The following is an 18,935-nucleotide window of genomic DNA, read 5'->3' on the forward strand; positions in this document are numbered from 1 at the left end:
TTTTCCCCGTCTTTTTTATTGTGTTAACCCGTCGACCACCACGTGCGGCAGCCCACGCGAACAGTATTCAACACGGCCATCCACGCCATACACTGTCGCCAGACTGGCGGGCGTCACAACATCTGCCGGTAACCCGCTGGCAATCAGTTCACCGCCTTTCAGCATCAGGGCAAAGTTCGCGTGACGCAGGGCGATATTAATGTCGTGGATCACCACAACGGTGACGATATTGCGCAGCCGCGTTTCGCGGGCGACGATATCCATCACATGAAACTGGTAGTTGAGATCGAGGGCGCTTAACGGTTCATCCAGCAACAGCAGATCCGGCTCGCGGATGAGCGACTGCGCCAGACCAATCAGCTGTTTTTGCCCGCCGGAAAGCTGGTCGAGAAAGCTCATTGCCAGATGGGCGACTCCCAGTTTTTCCAGAATGGCCCAGGCTTCCTGTTCAACGTTACGATCGGGCGCACTGCCGCTGGCGCGGCGGGCGACAATCACCGATTCCAGCGCATGCAGATGCACGCCCTGCGGCAGAGATTGCGGGAGATAAACCACCTTCTGCGCGCGCGTGGCCGAGGGCAGCGCCATCAGATTGTCGTCATTGAGCCATATTTCCCCCTGAGCGGGATTCAGGTCCGCGAGTGCGCGCAGCAGGGTTGACTTACCTGAGCCATTTGGCCCCAGCAGGGCGGTGATTTGCCCGCGAGGCAGCAGCGGCGTCGTTAAGCCATTTATGATCTCTTTCTTGCGATAGCCGGTGTGGAGATCGCGAACGAGCAGGCCGTCGGTCATACGTTCCCCCGGTTACGAATAATGATGCTGAGGAAGAACGGCACGCCAACCAGCGACGTCACAATGCCCACGGGAATAATGACGCCGGGAACCATGTTTTTGGAAAATACCGAGGCCAGAGAGAGCACCAGTGCGCCAATGAGCATGCTGCCCGGCAGATAAAAGCGGTGATCTTCCCCGAACATCATGCGCGAAATGTGCGGCGCAACCAGGCCGATAAAGCCGACAGGCCCGACAAAAGCGACCGTCAACGCGGAAATGATGCTGATGCGTAACAGTGTGGTCATGCGCAGCGTTTTGACGTTGATGCCAAAGCTGACGGCGCGATCTTCTCCAAGACGCAGCGCCGTGAGCTTCCAGGCATTTTTCAGCGACAGCGGCACGATAATCAGCAGCGCCACGGTCAGAATGGCCAGCTTATCCCATGACGCTCTTGCCAGGCTGCCCATCGTCCAGAAGACCAGACCCTGCAAGGTATCTTCGCTGGCGACAAACTGCAGAATCGAAATCAGTGCATTGAAGGTAAAGACCAGCGCGATACCGAACAGCACGACGCCGGAGGTGGCCACGCGTGTCCAGCGGCTGATACCATCGAGAATAAAGCAAGCCAGCAGCGCAAAGACAAATGCATTCGCGGGAATGAACCATTTGTCGGCAATGCCGGGAATACCCAGACCGAGCACAATCGCCAGCGCTGCACCAAAAGAGGCAGCAGACGATACGCCCAGTGTAAACGGGCTGGCGAGCGGGTTGTTGAGGATAGTCTGCATCTCTGCGCCAGCAAGTCCCAGCGCCATGCCAACGGCAACCGCCATTAGCGAAAACGGCAGACGCAGATCCCAGACAATCACCCGCGTGCCTGCATCGGCGGCAGAAGAATGGAGTAACGTCTGCCAGAGTGTGGAAACGGAGATGCCAGACGGACCGAGGGTTAAATCAAGCAGCAGAGAGCCGACAATCAAAAGCAGAATAACGGCACCCAGTGCGTAGCGGCGGCGCACCACCCGACGGTAATGGGAGACAACGGTAGATTCGTCAGGCTTAGGGCTGGCGGCAAGGCTGGAATTCATTGGGTAACCTTATGCAACACAACACAATCGTAGTACCGCCCGCCCTTCCTGTGGAGAGTGCTGCATGATATCCAATATCCGGCTGGTACTGGACGACGATATTTCAGGTGATAATGCTTATCAATCCAATAATAGAACTTCGATTATTCTATTGATGGATTGTTTGAATTCTGGCGGAAAAATAATCGAATCAGGCTGGAAAGACGTGCCTGCAGACGCAGGCACGACGAGGCAACAATCAGTGTTTTTCACCAATCGGCAGTACGGTACGGCCAAACTGCTCGTTCAGCACTTCACCCATTGCCAGATAGATGGCGCTTGCGCCGCACACCAGACCAATCCAGCCCGCAACGTGAACGATGCCTTCGTTATCCGCCAGGTGACCAATCGCCAGAAGGGCGAACAGCACGGTCAGGCTCAGGAAGACGAACTGCAGCGCGCGGTTACCTTTCAGGGTGCCGAAGAACATGAACAGCGTGAAGACGCCCCACAGCCCCAGATAAACGCCCAGGAAGTGTGCGTTTGCCGCATCTGTCAGGCCCATTTTAGGCATCAGCAGAATGGCAACCAGGGTCAGCCAGAACGAGCCGTAAGAGGTAAAGGCGGTTAAGCCGAAGGTGTTGCCTTTCTTATATTCCAGCAGGCCCGCGAAGATTTGCGCGATACCGCCGTAAAAAATGCCCATCGCCAGAATGATGCCATCCATCGGGAACATCCCGATGTTGTGCAGGTTCAGCAGGATAGTGGTCATGCCAAAACCCATCAGGCCCAGCGGAGCCGGATTAGCCAACTTAGTGTTGCCCATAAGTCCTCAAAAAAATCATCATTAATATGGTGAAATGGTTAAACCCGCGTCAATTCTCCCTGACGGGGCGCGGCATCATAATGGGCGCAATCAGTGCCGTCTATGATCTGAGCAGGGTGAAATTAAAAATTTTTTTATGTCTCCCCCCTTGATGGATGACGTTGCGACCCCATCTTGTAAGCAACCGCAGTGTGTGGACCTGAAAAAAATCAAATCTGGGCAGTTGAAAAAGCACGTTCTGCCCTTATTACAGGTACACAACCACATGTTGACTGAATTTTTAGTGGAGACGTTTAGATGGGTAAAATTATTGGTATCGACCTGGGTACTACCAACTCTTGTGTAGCGATTATGGATGGCACTACTGCACGTGTGCTGGAGAACGCCGAGGGCGATCGCACCACGCCTTCTATCATTGCTTATACCCAGGATGGTGAAACTCTGGTTGGTCAGCCGGCTAAACGTCAGGCAGTGACAAACCCGCAAAACACCCTGTTTGCGATCAAACGCCTGATCGGCCGCCGCTTCCAGGACGAAGAAGTTCAGCGTGACGTTTCTATCATGCCTTACAAAATCATCGCGGCAGATAACGGCGATGCATGGCTTGATGTGAAAGGCACCAAAACCGCACCACCGCAGATCTCTGCTGAAGTGCTGAAGAAAATGAAGAAAACAGCTGAAGATTACCTGGGCGAGCCGGTAACTGAAGCGGTTATTACCGTACCTGCCTACTTCAACGATGCTCAGCGTCAGGCAACGAAAGATGCTGGCCGTATCGCAGGTCTGGAAGTCAAACGTATCATCAACGAACCAACCGCAGCGGCTCTGGCTTACGGTCTGGATAAAGAAGTGGGCAACCGCACTATCGCGGTTTACGACCTCGGTGGTGGTACTTTCGATATCTCTATTATCGAAATCGACGAAGTTGACGGCGAAAAAACCTTCGAAGTTCTGGCAACTAACGGTGATACCCACCTGGGTGGTGAAGACTTCGATACCCGTCTGATCAACTACCTCGTGGACGAGTTCAAGAAAGATCAGGGCATTGACCTGCGTAACGACCCGCTGGCAATGCAGCGCCTGAAAGAAGCCGCTGAGAAAGCGAAGATCGAACTGTCTTCCGCTCAGCAGACCGACGTGAACCTGCCGTACATCACTGCAGACGCGACCGGTCCTAAACACATGAACATCAAAGTGACCCGTGCGAAACTGGAAAGCCTGGTAGAAGACCTGGTGAACCGTTCTATCGAGCCACTGAAAGTTGCACTGCAGGACGCTGGTCTGTCCGTATCTGACATCCAGGACGTTATCCTGGTCGGTGGTCAGACGCGTATGCCAATGGTTCAGAAGAAAGTGGCTGAGTTCTTTGGTAAAGAACCACGTAAAGACGTGAACCCGGACGAAGCGGTTGCTATCGGTGCTGCGGTTCAGGGTGGTGTACTGACCGGTGAAGTAAAAGACGTACTGCTGCTGGACGTTACCCCGCTGTCTCTGGGTATCGAAACCATGGGCGGTGTGATGACTGCGCTCATCAACAAAAACACCACCATCCCAACCAAGCACAGCCAGGTGTTCTCTACCGCTGAAGACAACCAGTCTGCGGTAACCATCCATGTGCTGCAGGGTGAGCGTAAGCGTGCATCTGATAACAAGTCTCTGGGTCAGTTTAACCTGGACGGTATCAACCCGGCACCGCGCGGTATGCCGCAGATCGAAGTCACCTTCGATATTGATGCTGACGGTATCCTGCATGTGTCTGCGAAAGACAAAAACAGCGGTAAAGAGCAGAAGATCACCATCAAGGCATCTTCTGGCCTGAACGAAGCAGAAATCGAAAAAATGGTTCGCGATGCCGAAGCTAACGCGGAATCCGACCGTAAGTTCGAAGAGCTGGTTCAGACCCGTAACCAGGGTGACCATCTGCTGCACAGCACCCGTAAGCAGGTTGAAGAAGCCGGCGATAAACTGCCAGCGGAAGACAAAACGGCTATCGAGGCTGCACTGAGCGCGTTGGAAACCTCTCTGAAAGGCGAAGACAAAGCAGACATTGAAGCGAAGATGCAGGAACTGGCACAGGCTTCCCAGAAGCTGATGGAAATCGCTCAGCAGCAGCACGCACAGCAGCAGGCGGGCGCTGAGGCTTCCCAGAACAACGCGAAAGACGACGACGTTGTCGACGCTGAGTTCGAAGAAGTGAAAGACAAAAAATAATCGCCCTGATGCAGGGTAATTAATCGGCACGGGCGTAGGAGATCTCTCCACGCCCGTGCTCGCATGTTAAGGGGCTTAAAAAAACCAATGGCAAAGCAAGACTATTACGAGATTTTAGGCGTTCCGAAAACTGCGGAAGAGCGTGAAATCAAAAAGGCGTATAAGCGCCTGGCCATGAAATTCCACCCGGACCGTAACCAGGGTGACAAAGAGGCTGAAGCGAAATTTAAAGAGATCAAAGAAGCCTACGAAGTCCTGACCGATGCACAAAAACGTGCAGCCTATGACCAGTACGGTCACGCAGCCTTTGAACAGGGCGGCATGGGCGGCGGTGGATTCGGTGGCGGCGGCTTTGGCGGCGGTGCTGATTTCAGCGACATCTTTGGCGATGTGTTTGGCGACATCTTCGGCGGCGGTCGTGGTCGTCAGCGCGCGGCGCGCGGCGCAGACCTGCGCTACAACATGGATCTGACGCTGGAAGAGGCCGTTCGCGGCGTGACCAAAGAGATCCGTATTCCGACGCTGGAAGAGTGTGACGTTTGCCACGGCAGCGGTGCGAAAGCGGGGACACAGCCACAGACCTGTCCAACCTGTCATGGTTCCGGCCAGGTGCAGATGCGTCAGGGCTTCTTCGCGGTACAGCAGGCGTGTCCACACTGTCACGGTCGCGGTACGCTGATTAAAGATCCATGCACCAAATGCCACGGTCACGGTCGCGTTGAGAAAACCAAGACCCTGTCCGTTAAGATCCCGGCAGGCGTGGATACGGGCGACCGCATTCGTCTGGCAGGTGAAGGTGAAGCGGGCGAGCACGGCGCACCGGCAGGCGATCTGTACGTTCAGGTACAGGTGAAACAGCACGCCATCTTCGAGCGTGAAGGTAACAACCTGTACTGTGAAGTGCCGATCAACTTCGCGATGGCGGCGCTGGGTGGCGAAATCGAAGTGCCGACGCTGGATGGACGTGTAAACCTGAAAGTGCCTGGCGAAACCCAGACCGGTAAGCTGTTCCGCATGCGCGGAAAAGGCGTCAAATCCGTTCGCGGTGGTGCGCAGGGTGACCTGCTGTGCCGCGTGGTGGTGGAAACGCCGGTTGGCCTGAACGACAAGCAGAAACAGCTGCTGAAAGAACTTCAGGAAAGTTTCGGCGGCCCGACGGGTGAGAAAAACAGCCCTCGCTCTAAAAGTTTCTTCGATGGCGTCAAAAAATTCTTCGATGACCTGACCCGCTAATCCGTTAGCTGGCATACATCCAAAAAGCCCGGAAGCGATTCCGGGCTTTTTCTTTTTGCGGGGAAAGCTCGGGAAAACTGAATTTATACTCAATATTAATCTGTTTTTGCCGAGCTATTTAGCTTGGTATTATGGTTTTATCGAGGTATTGTTGTAAAAGAGAGAACTTAAGTGAAATTCTTACACCGTTTCTTTAGCAGTGAAGCATCCGGCGGCATTGTTTTGATTATCGCTGCTGCCGCCGCGATGGTGTTGGCTAACCTGGGCATGACGCGCGATCTCTACCATGCGTTTCTGGAAACGCCCGTTGAGCTGAAGGTCGGTCTGCTTGAAATTAACAAAAACATGCTGCTGTGGATCAACGATGCACTGATGGCCGTGTTCTTCCTGCTGGTGGGGCTTGAAGTGAAACGTGAGCTGGTGCAGGGATCGCTTGCCAGCCGCCAGCGTGCGGCGTTTCCGGTGATTGCCGCGCTGGGCGGAATGGTGGTTCCGGCGCTGCTCTTTTTAGCATTTACCTGGCAGGACCCGGTCGCCCGCCACGGGTGGGCTATTCCGGCGGCAACCGATATCGCCTTTGCCCTGGGAGTGCTGGCGTTACTGGGCAGCCGCGTACCGGTGGCGTTAAAAATCTTCCTGATGGCGCTGGCAATTATCGATGACCTGGGCGCTATCGTGATTATCGCGCTGTTCTACACCAGCGAGCTGTCGATCCTGTCGCTGAGCGTGGCAGCGGGAGCCATTGCGGTGCTGGCGCTGCTGAACATTTTCAATGTTCGCCGTATCGGTATCTACATCCTGGTGGGAATGGTGTTGTGGACGGCGGTGCTGAAATCCGGCGTACATGCCACACTGGCGGGCGTGATTGTCGGCTTCTTCGTGCCGCTTAAAGAGCAGGACGGTAAATCTCCGGCCAAACAGCTGGAACATGTGCTGCATCCGTGGGTGGCCTTTATGATCCTGCCGCTGTTTGCGTTTGCCAATGCGGGTGTTTCATTGGGCGGGGTGACGCTGGACGGGCTGACGTCTGTGCTGCCGCTGGGGATTATTGCCGGGCTGTTTATCGGTAAGCCGCTGGGCATTAGCCTCTTCTGCTGGCTGGCGCTGAAACTGAAGCTGGCATCATTGCCGCATGGCACTACGTTTAAGCAGATTATGGCGGTGGGTGTGCTGTGCGGTATTGGATTTACCATGTCGATCTTTATCTCGACGCTGGCGTTTGGTGCCCATGCGCCTGAGCTTATCGTCTGGGCGAAACTCGGCATTCTGATTGGATCATTACTGGCCGCAGTTATTGGCTATATCTTGCTGAAGATTAAATTGTCCGGACCGGGGGTCCAGGCATAACGGGAAAACGGGAGAAGGGGGCCTTCTCCCGGCACACGATCAGGGAGCGAAGACGCGATGTCTCATTTGAATTACAACCATCTTTACTACTTCTGGCATGTTTACAAACAGGGCTCGGTCGTGGGGGCGGCAGAAGCGCTTTATCTGACGCCGCAGACCATCACCGGGCAAATCAAGGCCCTGGAAGAGCGGTTGCAGGGCAAGCTGTTCAAGCGCAAAGGTCGTGGGATTGAGCCAAGCGAGCTGGGCGAGCTGGTTTTCCGCTATGCGGACAAGATGTTCACCTTAAGCCAGGAGATGCTGGATATCGTCAACTACCGCAAAGAGTCGAATTTACTCTTTGATGTGGGCGTGGCGGATGCGCTGTCAAAACGGCTGGTGAGCGGCGTGCTGGACGCGGCGGTGGTTGAAGATGAGCAAATCCACCTCCGCTGCTTTGAATCCACGCACGAGATGCTGCTGGAGCAGCTGAGCCAGCATAAGCTGGATATGATTATCTCGGACTGCCCGATTGATTCCACCCAGCAGGAAGGGCTGTTCTCGGTGAAGATAGGGGAATGCGGTGTCAGCTTCTGGTGCATTAATCCGCCACCGAAAAAGCCGTTTCCGGCCTGTCTGGAAGAGCGTCGCCTGCTGGTGCCCGGCAGACGTTCCATGCTCGGACGCAAGCTGCTGAACTGGTTTAACTCGCAGGGGCTGAAGGTGGAAATTCTCGGTGAGTTCGATGATGCGGCGTTGATGAAAGCCTTTGGCGAAGCACATAACGCTATCTTCGTTGCGCCGACGCTGTACGCGCACGATCTCTATTCAGATGACAAAATTACGGAGATTGGCAGGGTGGATAACGTGATGGAGGAGTATCACGCCATATTTGCCGAACGAATGATCCAGCACCCGGCGGTGCAGCGAATTTGCAACCGTGACTACTCGGCGCTGTTCACGCCACCGGCGATCTGAGGATATAAAAAAACCCGCATTAAGCGGGTTCTTTTAAAACAAGCAACAACAAGTGGCGATTAAGCCAGTTTGTTGATCTGCGCGGTCAGGTTTGCTTTATGACGCGCTGCTTTGTTTTTGTGGATCAGACCTTTAGCAGCCTGACGATCCACGATTGGTTGCATTTCGTTAAATGCGTTCTGCGCAGCAGCTTTGTCGCCAGCTTCGATAGCTGCGTATACTTTCTTGATGAAAGTACGCATCATAGAGCGACGGCTTGCGTTGTGCTTACGAGCCTTTTCAGACTGGATAGCACGTTTCTTAGCTGATTTGATATTAGCCAAGGTCCAACTCCCAAATATGATCTATGTGGACAATTCAAAGGCCGAGGAATATGCCCTCTATACCTTCTTTTGTCAATGGATTTGTGCAAATAAGCGCCGTTGATATGGCGACGCTACGTTACGTAGTGATGGCGCAGGATTCTACCAGCTTGTCGCTCATGAATACAGCTTTTCGGCACAAAAATCGCAGTTCGCGGGCAGATTTTTTCGCTGTCAAAGGTCAGCGTGATGAAATCATTACGGCTTTCTGTTTTGCATGAACAATCGTCGGTTAACCTTAATCGCTGTACAAGGTATACTTTGGCGATTTTCACTGTTTTGAGCCAGTCATGAAGCTGATACGCGGCATACATAATCTCAGCAAAGCCCCACACGGGTGCGTGCTGACCATTGGTAATTTCGACGGCGTGCATCGTGGGCATCAGGCGCTGTTGCAGGGATTGCGCAAAGAAGGGGAGGCCCGCGGCCTGCCCGTTGTGGTGATGATTTTCGAGCCGCAGCCGCTGGAGCTGTTTGCGGGCGAAAAATCACCTGCCCGTCTCACTCGCCTGCGCGAGAAGTTGCGCTATCTGGCAGAGTCCGGCGTGGATTACGTATTGTGTGTACGTTTCGATCGTCGCTTTGCCGCGCTGACAGCACAAAATTTCGTCAGTGACCTGTTGGTCAGACAGCTTGGCGTGCAGTTTCTCGCTGTGGGGGATGATTTCCGCTTTGGCGCTGGTCGTCAGGGTGATTTCTTGCTATTACAGAAGGCTGGCCTGGAGTACGGTTTTGACGTCACCAGCGCAATGACCTTCTGTGAAGGCGGCGTTCGCGTCAGCAGTACGGCGGTACGTCAGGCGCTGGCCGATGATGAACTGGATATGGCAGAAACCCTGCTGGGACATCCGTTCACCATTTCAGGCCGCGTGGTTCATGGCGATGCTCTGGGCCGCACCATAGGTTTCCCGACGGCGAATATCCCACTGCGCCGTCAGGTTTCCCCGGTTAAAGGGGTCTATGCGGTGGAAGTGGCAGGACTGGGCGATAAGCCGTTTTACGGCGTCGCCAACATTGGCACCCGTCCCACCGTCGCCGGTGTGCGTCAACAGTTAGAAGTGCACCTGCTGGACGTTGTAATGGACCTCTACGGTCGCCATATAGATGTAATCCTGCGTAAAAAAATACGCAACGAGCAGCGATTTGCTTCGCTGGACGAGCTTAAGGCGCAAATCGCGCGAGATGAATTAACGGCCCGCGAGTTTTTTGGGCTTTAGAACCGGCTTAACTGCCTACGTGATAAATACGGAACCGAGAATCTGATGAGTGACTATAAATCAACCCTGAATTTGCCGGAAACAGGGTTCCCGATGCGCGGCGATCTCGCCAAGCGTGAACCGGGAATGCTGGCGCGTTGGACCGATGATGACCTGTACGGCATCATTCGTGCAGCCAAAAAAGGCAAAAAAACCTTCATTCTGCATGATGGCCCTCCATATGCGAATGGCAGCATTCATATTGGTCACTCTGTAAACAAGATTCTGAAAGACATTATCGTGAAGTCCAAAGGACTCGCGGGATTTGACTCGCCTTACGTTCCGGGCTGGGACTGCCACGGTCTGCCGATCGAGCTGAAAGTGGAGCAAGAGTTTGGCAAGCCGGGTGAGAAGTTCACCGCCGCAGAGTTCCGCGCAAAATGCCGCGAATACGCTGCTACCCAGGTTGACGGTCAGCGCGCTGACTTCATCCGTCTGGGCGTGCTGGGCGACTGGTCGCACCCGTACCTGACCATGGACTTCAAAACCGAAGCCAACATCATCCGTGCGCTGGGTAAAATCATCGGCAACGGCCACCTGCACAAAGGCGCGAAACCGGTGCACTGGTGCGTGGACTGCCGCTCTGCGCTGGCAGAAGCGGAAGTGGAGTATTACGACAAAACCTCGCCTTCTATCGACGTGGCGTTCCACGCGGTGGATCAGGATGCGGTAAAAGCCAAATTCGGCGTCTCCTCCGTCAATGGCCCGATCTCTCTCGTTATCTGGACCACCACCCCGTGGACCCTGCCTGCCAACCGTGCGATCTCGCTGTCTGGCGAGTTCGAGTACGCGCTGGTGCAGGTTGACGGTCAGGCGCTGATTCTGGCGAAAGATCTGGTTGAAAGCGTGCTGAAACGCGCGAACATCACCGATTACACCGTGCTGGGTACCGTGAAAGGTGACGCGCTGGAGCTGATGCGCTTCAAACACCCGTTCCTGGACTTCGACGTTCCGGCGATCCTGGGCGATCACGTAACGCTGGAAGCCGGTACCGGTGCGGTACACACCGCCGGTGGTCACGGTCCTGACGACTACAACATCAGCCTGAAATACGGTCTGGAAATCGCCAACCCGGTTGGTCCGGATGGCGCGTACCTGCCTGGCACTTATCCGGCGCTGGACGGTATCAACGTCTTTAAAGCCAACGACATCATCGTTGACATGCTGCGTACCAGCGGCGCGCTGCTGCACGTAGAAAAAATGCAGCACAGCTATCCGTGCTGCTGGCGTCATAAGACCCCAATCATCTTCCGCGCGACCCCGCAGTGGTTCGTCAGCATGGATCAAAAAGGCCTGCGCGAGCAGTCCCTGAAAGAGATCAAAGGCGTGCAGTGGATACCGGACTGGGGCCAGGCGCGTATCGAATCCATGGTCGCGAATCGTCCTGACTGGTGTATCTCCCGTCAGCGTACCTGGGGCGTGCCGATGTCGCTGTTCGTGCATAAAGAGACGCAGGAATTGCACCCGAACACGCTGGAACTGATGGAAGAAGTGGCGAAACGCGTTGAAGTTGACGGCATTCAGGCGTGGTGGGATCTCGATTCCCGCGACATCCTGGGTGCTGACGCAGACAACTACGAGAAAGTGCCAGATACGCTGGACGTGTGGTTCGACTCCGGGTCTACCCACGCTTCTGTTGTTGACGTGCGCCCTGAATTCGCTGGTCACGCTGCCGATATGTATCTGGAAGGCTCTGACCAACACCGTGGCTGGTTCATGTCATCGCTGATGATTTCTACCGCCATGAAAGGCAAAGCACCTTACCGCCAGGTACTGACTCACGGCTTCACCGTGGATGGTCAGGGCCGTAAGATGTCCAAATCCATCGGTAACACCGTTTCTCCGCAGGACGTGATGAACAAACTGGGCGCGGACATTCTGCGTCTGTGGGTAGCATCCACCGACTATACCGGCGAAATGGCGGTGTCTGATGAGATCCTGAAACGTGCTGCCGACAGCTATCGTCGTATCCGTAACACCGCGCGCTTCCTGCTGGCGAACCTGAACGGGTTTGATCCGGTGAAAGACATGGTGAAACCGGAAGAGATGGTGGTGCTGGATCGCTGGGCGGTAGGCTGCGCGAAAGCGGCGCAGGAAGATATCCTGAAAGCCTATGAGTCTTACGATTTCCACGAAGTGGTGCAGCGCCTGATGCGCTTCTGCTCCATCGAGATGGGCTCGTTCTACCTCGACATCATCAAAGACCGCCAGTACACCGCGAAAGCGGAAAGCCGGGCGCGTCGTAGCTGCCAGACTGCGCTGTACCATATCGCAGAAGCGCTGGTGCGCTGGATGGCACCGATCATGTCCTTCACCGCAGATGAAATCTGGGGCTACCTGCCAGGCGACCGCGAGAAGTATGTCTTCACCGGCGAGTGGTACGAAGGTCTGTTCGATCTCTCCAGTACGGAAGCGATGAACGATGCCTTCTGGGACGAACTGCTGAAAGTGCGTGGCGAAGTGAACAAGGTGATCGAGCAGGCGCGTGCTGACAAGAAAGTCGGCGGCTCTCTGGAAGCGGCAGTGACCCTGTACGCGGAACCAGAGCTGGCGGCAAAACTGACGGCGCTGGGCGATGAATTACGATTTGTCCTGTTGACCTCCGGTGCGAAAGTTGCGGATTATGCCGACGCGACTGCGGATGCTCAGCAGAGCGAACTGCTTAAAGGGCTGAAAGTCGCACTGAGCAAAGCCGAAGGTGAGAAATGCCCGCGTTGCTGGCATTACACCACCGATGTCGGCCAGGTGGCGGAACACGCAGAAATCTGCGGACGCTGTGTCAGCAACGTCGCCGGTGATGGCGAAAAACGTAAGTTTGCCTGATGAGTAAAACTTTCTGTTCAACAGGACTGCGCTGGCTGTGGCTGGTTGTGGTGGTGCTGATTATTGATCTGGGCAGCAAGTTCCTGATCCTCCAGAACTTTGCTCTGGGGGATACGGTTCCGCTGTTCCCGTCGCTTAACCTGCACTATGCACGCAACTACGGCGCGGCGTTTAGTTTCCTTGCTGACAGCGGTGGCTGGCAGCGCTGGTTCTTCGCGGGTATCGCTATCGGTATCTGCGTCGTGCTGGCGGTGCTGATGTACCGCTCGAAGGCCACGCAAAAGCTGAACAATATCGCCTACGCGCTGATCATTGGCGGCGCGCTGGGCAACCTGTTTGATCGCCTGTGGCACGGCTTTGTGGTCGATATGATCGACTTCTACGTCGGCGACTGGCACTTCGCCACCTTTAACCTCGCCGATAGCGCAATATGCATCGGCGCGGCGTTAATCGTGCTGGAAGGCTTCTTGCCTAAACCCGCAGCGAAAGAGCAGGCGTAACAAAACCAGCCGGGTGACGCGTAGCGATCCCGGCCTACAGAATTTGTGGCCTCCCGTAGGCCCGGTAAGCGCAGCGCCACCGGGCAACAGGCGACTCAAAACAAGCGAGTAATTTGCATGTCTAAATCCGTACAGAGCAACAGCGCGGTTCTCGTTCACTTCACGCTGAAACTGGATGATGGCTCCACGGCTGAATCCACCCGCAATAACGGCAAACCGGCCCTGTTTCGTCTTGGCGACACTTCGTTGTCTGAAGGCCTTGAGCAGCAGCTTCTGGGCCTGAAAGAGGGTGAAAAAAAAGTGTTTTCACTGGAGCCGGATGCGGCATTTGGCGTGCCAAGCCCGGACCTGATCCAGTACTTCTCGCGTCGTGAGTTTATGGATGCGGGCGAGCCGGAAATCGGGGCGATAATGCTCTTTACCGCTATGGACGGCAGCGAAATGCCTGGCGTGATCCGCGAAATCAACGGTGACTCCATTACTGTTGACTTCAACCATCCGTTAGCCGGGCGTACCGTTCATTTTGATGTAGAAGTGCTGGAGATCGATCCGGCACTGGAGGCCTGAAATGCAGATCCTGTTGGCTAACCCGCGCGGTTTTTGCGCCGGTGTAGACCGCGCTATCAGCATTGTTGAAAACGCGCTGGAGATTTATGGCGCGCCAATTTACGTGCGTCACGAAGTGGTGCATAACCGTTACGTGGTCGACAGCCTGCGTGAGCGCGGCGCGATCTTCATCGAGCAGATCAGCGAAGTGCCTGACGGCGCGATCCTGATCTTCTCCGCGCACGGCGTCTCTCAGGCGGTGCGTAACGAAGCGAAAAGCCGCGATTTGACGGTGTTTGACGCCACCTGTCCATTGGTCACAAAAGTGCATATGGAAGTGGCGCGCGCCAGCCGCCGTGGTGAAGAGTCGATCCTGATTGGCCATGCGGGTCACCCGGAAGTCGAAGGCACCATGGGCCAGTACAGCAACCCGGAAGGGGGCATGTATCTGGTTGAATCGCCGGAAGATGTCTTTACGCTGGATGTGAAAAACGAGGCCCGTCTGTCGTTTATGACCCAGACGACGCTCTCCGTTGACGACACCTCTGATGTGATTGACGCCCTGCGTCAGCGTTTCCCGAAAATTGTCGGGCCGCGTAAAGATGACATCTGCTACGCCACCACTAACCGTCAGGAAGCGGTGCGTGCGCTGGCGGAACAGGCGGATGTGGTGCTGGTGGTCGGCTCTAAAAACTCCTCTAACTCCAACCGTCTGGCCGAACTGGCGCAGCGAATGGGGAAAGCGGCGTTTCTGATTGACGATGCAACGGATATCCAGGAAGCGTGGGTGAAAAACGCGACCTGCGTCGGCGTGACAGCGGGGGCTTCCGCACCGGATATTCTGGTGCAGAACGTTATTTCCCGTCTGCAGGAGCTGGGCGGTGGCGAAGCGGTGCCGCTGGAAGGACGCGAAGAGAATATCGTCTTTGAAGTTCCGAAAGAGTTGCGTATCGACGCTCGTGAAGTTGAGTAACGCATCTTCAGGCTAACAAACAAAGCCAGGCTCAATGCCTGGCTTTTTTGATCCCCGCCACACTCTAGTCAGTGCAATCGAAGGTTAATCGATTAATCTGCTATGCTTATTATGTTGTTCTCCTCGGGCCGGAGACACATATGAAACCTGTTATTATCCAGCCGCCGCAGGTGGACTGGCTGACTGGCGCGTTCGCGCAAAGTAAGATCCTCAGTAAAACGACCCGCATTGCCGATCTGGCCGGTGTATTTGCCGACGTCAGCGCCTGGCAAGAATCCGATCCCCGACAAGCCGTTTATGACGTAGAGATGCTCGACAGCCAGACGAGTGAAGGTAACCTTTTTGCAGGTGTCACTCATCTTCATCCGGGCCGCGTTGGCAGTGAGTTCTTTATGACGCGCGGCCACTTTCATTCACGCCGGGAGCAGGGTGAAGTCTATTTTGGTCTGCGCGGGACGGGTTTTTTGCTGCTGCAACCGGAAAGCGGTAAAGCCTGTCTGGAATCCGTTAGTCCCGGTTCGGTACACATTATCCCCGGCTCTACCGCTCACCGGCTGATTAACACAGGCACGGCGATCCTCTCTGCGCTGGCGGTCTGGCCGACGATTGCCGGGCATGATTACGCCGCGCTGGCACAAGGTTTTTCGCTACGTGTGACCGATGTTGAGGGCAAGATCCAGGTCCGTGAGGTGCAAAATGGCTAACTACGGACTGGATATGCAGGTCCACCATCAGCCTCTCGGTTTTTCTTATGGCGACGATGTGACGGGCCCGATGCCGGAGATCCGCCGTCTGGATCAGATCCGTGGCTCATTGCGCGATCCGCAGTGCGAGGGGCCTGAGGAGGTATATGCCATCGCTATGGACGTCGCGAGAATTCAGGATCGCGACGAGCTTAAGAAACGCATGCTGTTGTTTGGCGTGGTCACTTATGCCGCCGGACAGCTTGGAGATGAGCCTGTGCGCAGCCAGGGACACGTGCACCGCATCAGCCAGCATAGCGGCTGGTCGCCGCCGGAGCTGTACGAAATCTGGCAGGGCAGCGCCATTATTTATATGCAGGAACGGGTTGAAGATGACCCAGGACGCTGTTTTGCGGTCATTGCCCATGAGGGTGATAAAGTGCTGGTGCCGCCGGGCTGGGGCCATGCCACTATTTCTGCCAACCCGGATGTGCCGCTGACGTTTGGTGCCTGGTGCGATCGGGAATACGGTTTTGAATATGAAGCCGTGCGGGCGCATAAAGGGCTGGCCTGGTATCCGTTAATGCAGGATCGGCAGGTTATCTGGCAACATAACCCACGCTATGCACCGGGGCGCTTACAGGCGATTACGCCTCGTGTGTATGAGGAGTTTGGCATCACGGAGGAGCCGGTTTATCAGCAGTTTATTGCCGATCCGGCACGTTTTCAGTTTATTTCCCGGCCTGATAAGGTGGCTGGGCTGTGGCAGAATTTTCATCCATAACAAAGGGGGCCATAGGCCCCCTTGCGAGTGGGCTAACCGGCGAAAAGACCCGTTGCCACCCCTGCGGCAGCCAGTACCAGCAGCAGGATCATTGCCTTAACGGGCGATACGCCACGTTTCGCCATTAAATACCAGGTGCTCAGTACCACCACCAGCGGCAATAGCTGCGGGAAGATCCCGTCGAGCATTTGCTGTACGTGGATGTTGACCCCGTCTTTGGTCACGAACTCAAGCCCGGTCCCCAGCTTCACATAGCTTGCCGCGACGCCACCCATCACGAATACGCCAAGCAGCGACAACGCCTCGCGCAGGCGGGCCGATTTGCTGCTCACCAGCATTTCAACAGAGCCGGAGCCCATCTGATAGCCCTTCAGGAACAGGAACCAGGAGCCAGGTATGATGATAGCCAGCCAGGCGACCGTGTAGAACAGCGGCCCCAGAATGTTGCCACCAGCCGCCAGCGCCATTCCGATGCTGAGCAGAATAGGGATCAGCATGCCAGGGATCATTGAATCTCCGATCCCGGCGATCGGCCCCATCAGGCCGACTTTCAGGGTGTTGATCGTTTCGCCGTCAATCGGGTCGCCGTTGGCCTTTTTCTCTTCCAGGCCCAGCGCCATACCGTTAACGATAGCGCCGATTTGCGGTTCGGTATTATAGAAAGAGGCGTGGCGGCGCAGCATCTCTTTGCGCTGTGCAATATCAGGGTAGAGCTTTTTTGCCACGGGCAGCATGCTCAGGCAGAAGCCGAACGATTCAAGTCGTTCAAAACTCATTGAAGAGAGGTTGTGCATCATCCACGCCCGCCAGCAGCGACGCAGATCTTTACGGGTCAGTTTACGCTCTTCCATCAGAATTCATCCTCGTCATCTGCTACCGGCGCAGAGGCAATAGCCTGTGGTGGCTCCGGCTTGTAGTTATAGTGGATCAGCGCCAGCAGCGCGCCAACAATGACCAGTGCAACCATGTTGAGCTTCAGGAACACAATGCAGACGAAGCCCACCAGAAAGTAGATCAGCATGGTGTAGTTTTTGATGATCTGTTTCAGCAGGATAGCAATACCGACGGCAGGCAAGATCCCACCCAGAACGTTCATGGTGGAAAGCACCACTTTCGGCAGGCTGTCCATCACGCCGCTGATGTACTGCGCGCCAAAGTAGACCGCGATAAAGGTCGGTACAAAGCGCAAAACAAAGTTGGTTGCCTGCGGCCAGATGGCGCTGTTCAGGTAGATACCGCGCTCGTCACCACGCTCCAGCGCGTTATCGGCGCGGTGGTTCCAGAAGGAGTTGAGCACCATCATCGTGTTAAACAGAATCGTTCCGGCAATACCGATGGTTGCCGCCAGCGCGACCGCCACTTCCGGCCCTTTTCCGGAAAGAATACCCAGCGCGATGGCCGGATAAGCCACAAAATTCAGGTCGGCGGGCATTGAGCCGCCGGGCGTGACCATCGCGATATAGACCGCCTGAACCGCCACGCCAATCATGATCCCGGTTTTCACATCCCCGAGGATCAGGCCAACCAGCATGCCCGATACCAGAGGCCGGGTAATTAGATACCAGCCGCCAGTCAGGCCCAGGAGCCAGGGGCTGCTGAGCGCCCCCAGATAACAGAGCACGCCAATTAATGCCGCTTCGATAATCATTGTCCGCTCCTTATTTCAGTTTTTGTCGGGCATCCTGCCAGCTGTAACTACTGGCATCAGGAACCAGACGAAACTCGATTAAATGGCCCTGTGCGTTCAGCCAGTCAAAAGCCTCGATCTCCTGAGCATTGACCGACTGATTGGGGCCAATCGTGGTGGTATCTGCACGTGCGCTCATCGGGCCGACGTTAATTTTGCCGTTGCTGTTTTTCAGGCTGATCCCGGCCTGCTCGATGCGCTGCAGGGTAAGAGGCGATTTGCCGATGACGAAATAACGCTTGTCGCTGGCAATGACCTTCGGCAGTTTTTCTATCGCCGTTGCGGTATCAAAAAGCCACACTTTGGTGTCGGAGACGGCCCCTTTCATGACGGAAGAGAGCAGGGGATCGGCCGCGACAGCATCATCAATGGCCACGATACCGTCGCAGGGCAGCTCTTTGGCCCAGCGTGTGACGAGCTGCCCGTGGATCACGCGGTCGTCGATGCGTACAAAAGAAATGCTCATAGCGGGTTCCTCAAAATTCGTCGGATTGTTCGGCAGAAGCGGGAGAAGCCACCACCAGCGTGGGTTGAGTGAGCGTTAACAGCAGGCTGGCTGCGGCGTTAACCTCGTTAAGGGCGTGGATCTCGTCGGCTTGTAACAGCATCGGCAGATTGACCCCGCCCAGCACGGCCACTGGCGGAGAAGTCTTCGCGGAAAAGGCCCAGGTGCAGGCTACATTCCAGGGCGTACCGCTTTGCATATCGCACAGCACCAGTACACCATCGGCATGTTCAGAGGCCTGAGCCAGTACCGTCGCGAAGTCCTGCCTGAAGCCTTCTATGCCCGCCTCACCGGTCAGCGTAACGGCGAAACAGTAAGGTAACTCGCCGACGATCATGTTGGCGGTTTCCAGCATTGCTTTTGCCATCGGCCCGTGTGACGCCACAATTACGTTAATCATC

General features: G+C 55.4%; 19 protein-coding genes and 1 pseudogene. 12 read left to right on the forward strand and 8 right to left on the reverse strand.

The annotated features are described in order from the left end of the window. Window positions 1-15: 15 nt before the first annotated feature. From EoCCA6_RS15445 to satP, 3 genes are all read right to left on the reverse strand, one after another. A complete protein-coding gene (locus tag EoCCA6_RS15445; protein ID WP_152083393.1) occupies window positions 16-792 on the reverse strand; it encodes an ABC transporter ATP-binding protein in 777 nt (258 codons plus the stop codon). Continuing rightward, window positions 789-1,862, reverse strand: coding sequence for a FecCD family ABC transporter permease (locus EoCCA6_RS15450; protein ID WP_152083394.1), 1,074 nt, complete (start codon window positions 1,860-1,862; stop codon window positions 789-791). Before EoCCA6_RS15450 ends, EoCCA6_RS15445 begins: the two co-directional genes overlap by 4 nt. A 238-nt stretch (window positions 1,863-2,100) precedes the next feature. Then, window positions 2,101-2,667 carry an acetate uptake transporter gene (gene satP / locus EoCCA6_RS15455; protein ID WP_152083395.1) on the reverse strand — a complete coding sequence of 189 codons (567 nt, stop codon included), beginning with the start codon at window positions 2,665-2,667 and terminating at the stop codon, window positions 2,101-2,103. A gap of 297 nt (window positions 2,668-2,964) precedes the next feature. On the opposite strand from satP, the gene dnaK reads away from it, so the two are divergent. The 4 genes from dnaK to nhaR all read left to right on the forward strand — a co-directional run bounded on the left by dnaK (window position 2,965) and on the right by nhaR (window position 8,415). Further along, window positions 2,965-4,878: a molecular chaperone DnaK gene (gene dnaK / locus EoCCA6_RS15460; RefSeq protein ID WP_152083396.1), complete on the forward strand. Its 1,914-nt coding sequence runs from the start codon at window positions 2,965-2,967 to the stop codon at window positions 4,876-4,878. 87 nt (window positions 4,879-4,965) lie between these two features. Continuing rightward, window positions 4,966-6,111 carry a molecular chaperone DnaJ gene (gene dnaJ, locus EoCCA6_RS15465; protein WP_020882543.1) on the forward strand — a complete coding sequence of 382 codons (1,146 nt, stop codon included), beginning with the start codon at window positions 4,966-4,968 and terminating at the stop codon, window positions 6,109-6,111. Between the two features lie 171 nt (window positions 6,112-6,282). Beyond that, window positions 6,283-7,458: a Na+/H+ antiporter NhaA gene (gene nhaA / locus EoCCA6_RS15470; protein WP_152083397.1), complete on the forward strand. Its 1,176-nt coding sequence runs from the start codon at window positions 6,283-6,285 to the stop codon at window positions 7,456-7,458. A 57-nt stretch (window positions 7,459-7,515) separates the two neighbouring features. Beyond that, a complete protein-coding gene (nhaR, locus tag EoCCA6_RS15475; protein WP_112781627.1) occupies window positions 7,516-8,415 on the forward strand; it encodes a transcriptional activator NhaR in 900 nt (299 codons plus the stop codon). 59 nt (window positions 8,416-8,474) lie between these two features. Here nhaR and rpsT read toward each other — a convergent pair whose 3' ends face one another. Then, window positions 8,475-8,738, reverse strand: coding sequence for a 30S ribosomal protein S20 (gene rpsT, locus EoCCA6_RS15480; RefSeq protein ID WP_008502037.1), 264 nt, complete (start codon window positions 8,736-8,738; stop codon window positions 8,475-8,477). Window positions 8,739-8,853: 115 nt separating this feature from the next. Here rpsT and EoCCA6_RS21680 point away from each other — a divergent pair. From EoCCA6_RS21680 to EoCCA6_RS15525, 8 genes and pseudogenes are all read left to right on the forward strand, one after another. Then, window positions 8,854-9,060: pseudogene (locus EoCCA6_RS21680) on the forward strand (DUF2575 domain-containing protein); the annotation flags it as partial. Window positions 9,061-9,067: 7 nt separating this feature from the next. Next, a complete protein-coding gene (gene ribF / locus EoCCA6_RS15495; RefSeq protein ID WP_152083398.1) occupies window positions 9,068-9,994 on the forward strand; it encodes a bifunctional riboflavin kinase/FAD synthetase in 927 nt (308 codons plus the stop codon). A gap of 45 nt (window positions 9,995-10,039) precedes the next feature. Beyond that, a complete protein-coding gene (ileS, locus tag EoCCA6_RS15500) occupies window positions 10,040-12,856 on the forward strand; it encodes an isoleucine--tRNA ligase (protein ID WP_152083399.1) in 2,817 nt (938 codons plus the stop codon). After that, on the forward strand, window positions 12,856-13,356 hold the full coding sequence (gene lspA / locus EoCCA6_RS15505) for a signal peptidase II (protein WP_152083400.1): 501 nt from the start codon (window positions 12,856-12,858) through the stop codon (window positions 13,354-13,356). The genes ileS and lspA overlap by 1 nt, the downstream gene beginning before the upstream one ends. 117 nt (window positions 13,357-13,473) lie before the next feature. After that, complete coding sequence (fkpB, locus tag EoCCA6_RS15510; RefSeq protein WP_006173955.1) at window positions 13,474-13,923, forward strand: FKBP-type peptidyl-prolyl cis-trans isomerase; 450 nt, start codon at window positions 13,474-13,476, stop codon at window positions 13,921-13,923. Between the two features lies 1 nt (window position 13,924). Next, window positions 13,925-14,875: a 4-hydroxy-3-methylbut-2-enyl diphosphate reductase gene (gene ispH, locus EoCCA6_RS15515; RefSeq protein WP_152083401.1), complete on the forward strand. Its 951-nt coding sequence runs from the start codon at window positions 13,925-13,927 to the stop codon at window positions 14,873-14,875. Window positions 14,876-15,015: 140 nt separating this feature from the next. Further along, entirely contained in the window at window positions 15,016-15,579 is a 564-nt protein-coding gene (locus EoCCA6_RS15520; RefSeq protein WP_152083402.1) for a glucose-6-phosphate isomerase family protein, read from the forward strand. Continuing rightward, window positions 15,572-16,342, forward strand: a complete 771-nt coding sequence (locus EoCCA6_RS15525; protein WP_152083403.1) for a glucose-6-phosphate isomerase family protein — start codon at window positions 15,572-15,574, stop codon at window positions 16,340-16,342. The genes EoCCA6_RS15520 and EoCCA6_RS15525 overlap by 8 nt, the downstream gene beginning before the upstream one ends. A gap of 32 nt (window positions 16,343-16,374) precedes the next feature. Here EoCCA6_RS15525 and EoCCA6_RS15530 read toward each other — a convergent pair whose 3' ends face one another. The 4 genes from EoCCA6_RS15530 to EoCCA6_RS15545 are packed head-to-tail and all read right to left on the reverse strand — an operon-like array spanning window position 16,375 to window position 18,934. Beyond that, window positions 16,375-17,193: a PTS system mannose/fructose/sorbose family transporter subunit IID gene (locus tag EoCCA6_RS15530; RefSeq protein WP_152083404.1), complete on the reverse strand. Its 819-nt coding sequence runs from the start codon at window positions 17,191-17,193 to the stop codon at window positions 16,375-16,377. Next, complete coding sequence (locus EoCCA6_RS15535) at window positions 17,193-17,990, reverse strand: PTS mannose/fructose/sorbose/N-acetylgalactosamine transporter subunit IIC (protein ID WP_152083405.1); 798 nt, start codon at window positions 17,988-17,990, stop codon at window positions 17,193-17,195. Before EoCCA6_RS15535 ends, EoCCA6_RS15530 begins: the two co-directional genes overlap by 1 nt. A 10-nt stretch (window positions 17,991-18,000) precedes the next feature. Next, window positions 18,001-18,495, reverse strand: coding sequence for a PTS sugar transporter subunit IIB (locus EoCCA6_RS15540; RefSeq protein WP_152083406.1), 495 nt, complete (start codon window positions 18,493-18,495; stop codon window positions 18,001-18,003). Between the two features lie 10 nt (window positions 18,496-18,505). Next, a complete protein-coding gene (locus tag EoCCA6_RS15545) occupies window positions 18,506-18,934 on the reverse strand; it encodes a PTS sugar transporter subunit IIA (RefSeq protein WP_152083407.1) in 429 nt (142 codons plus the stop codon). Window position 18,935 lies beyond the last annotated feature (1 nt).

It is taken from the genome of Enterobacter oligotrophicus, assembly GCF_009176645.1.
In the GTDB taxonomy this organism is placed as follows: domain Bacteria; phylum Pseudomonadota; class Gammaproteobacteria; order Enterobacterales; family Enterobacteriaceae; genus Enterobacter; species Enterobacter oligotrophicus.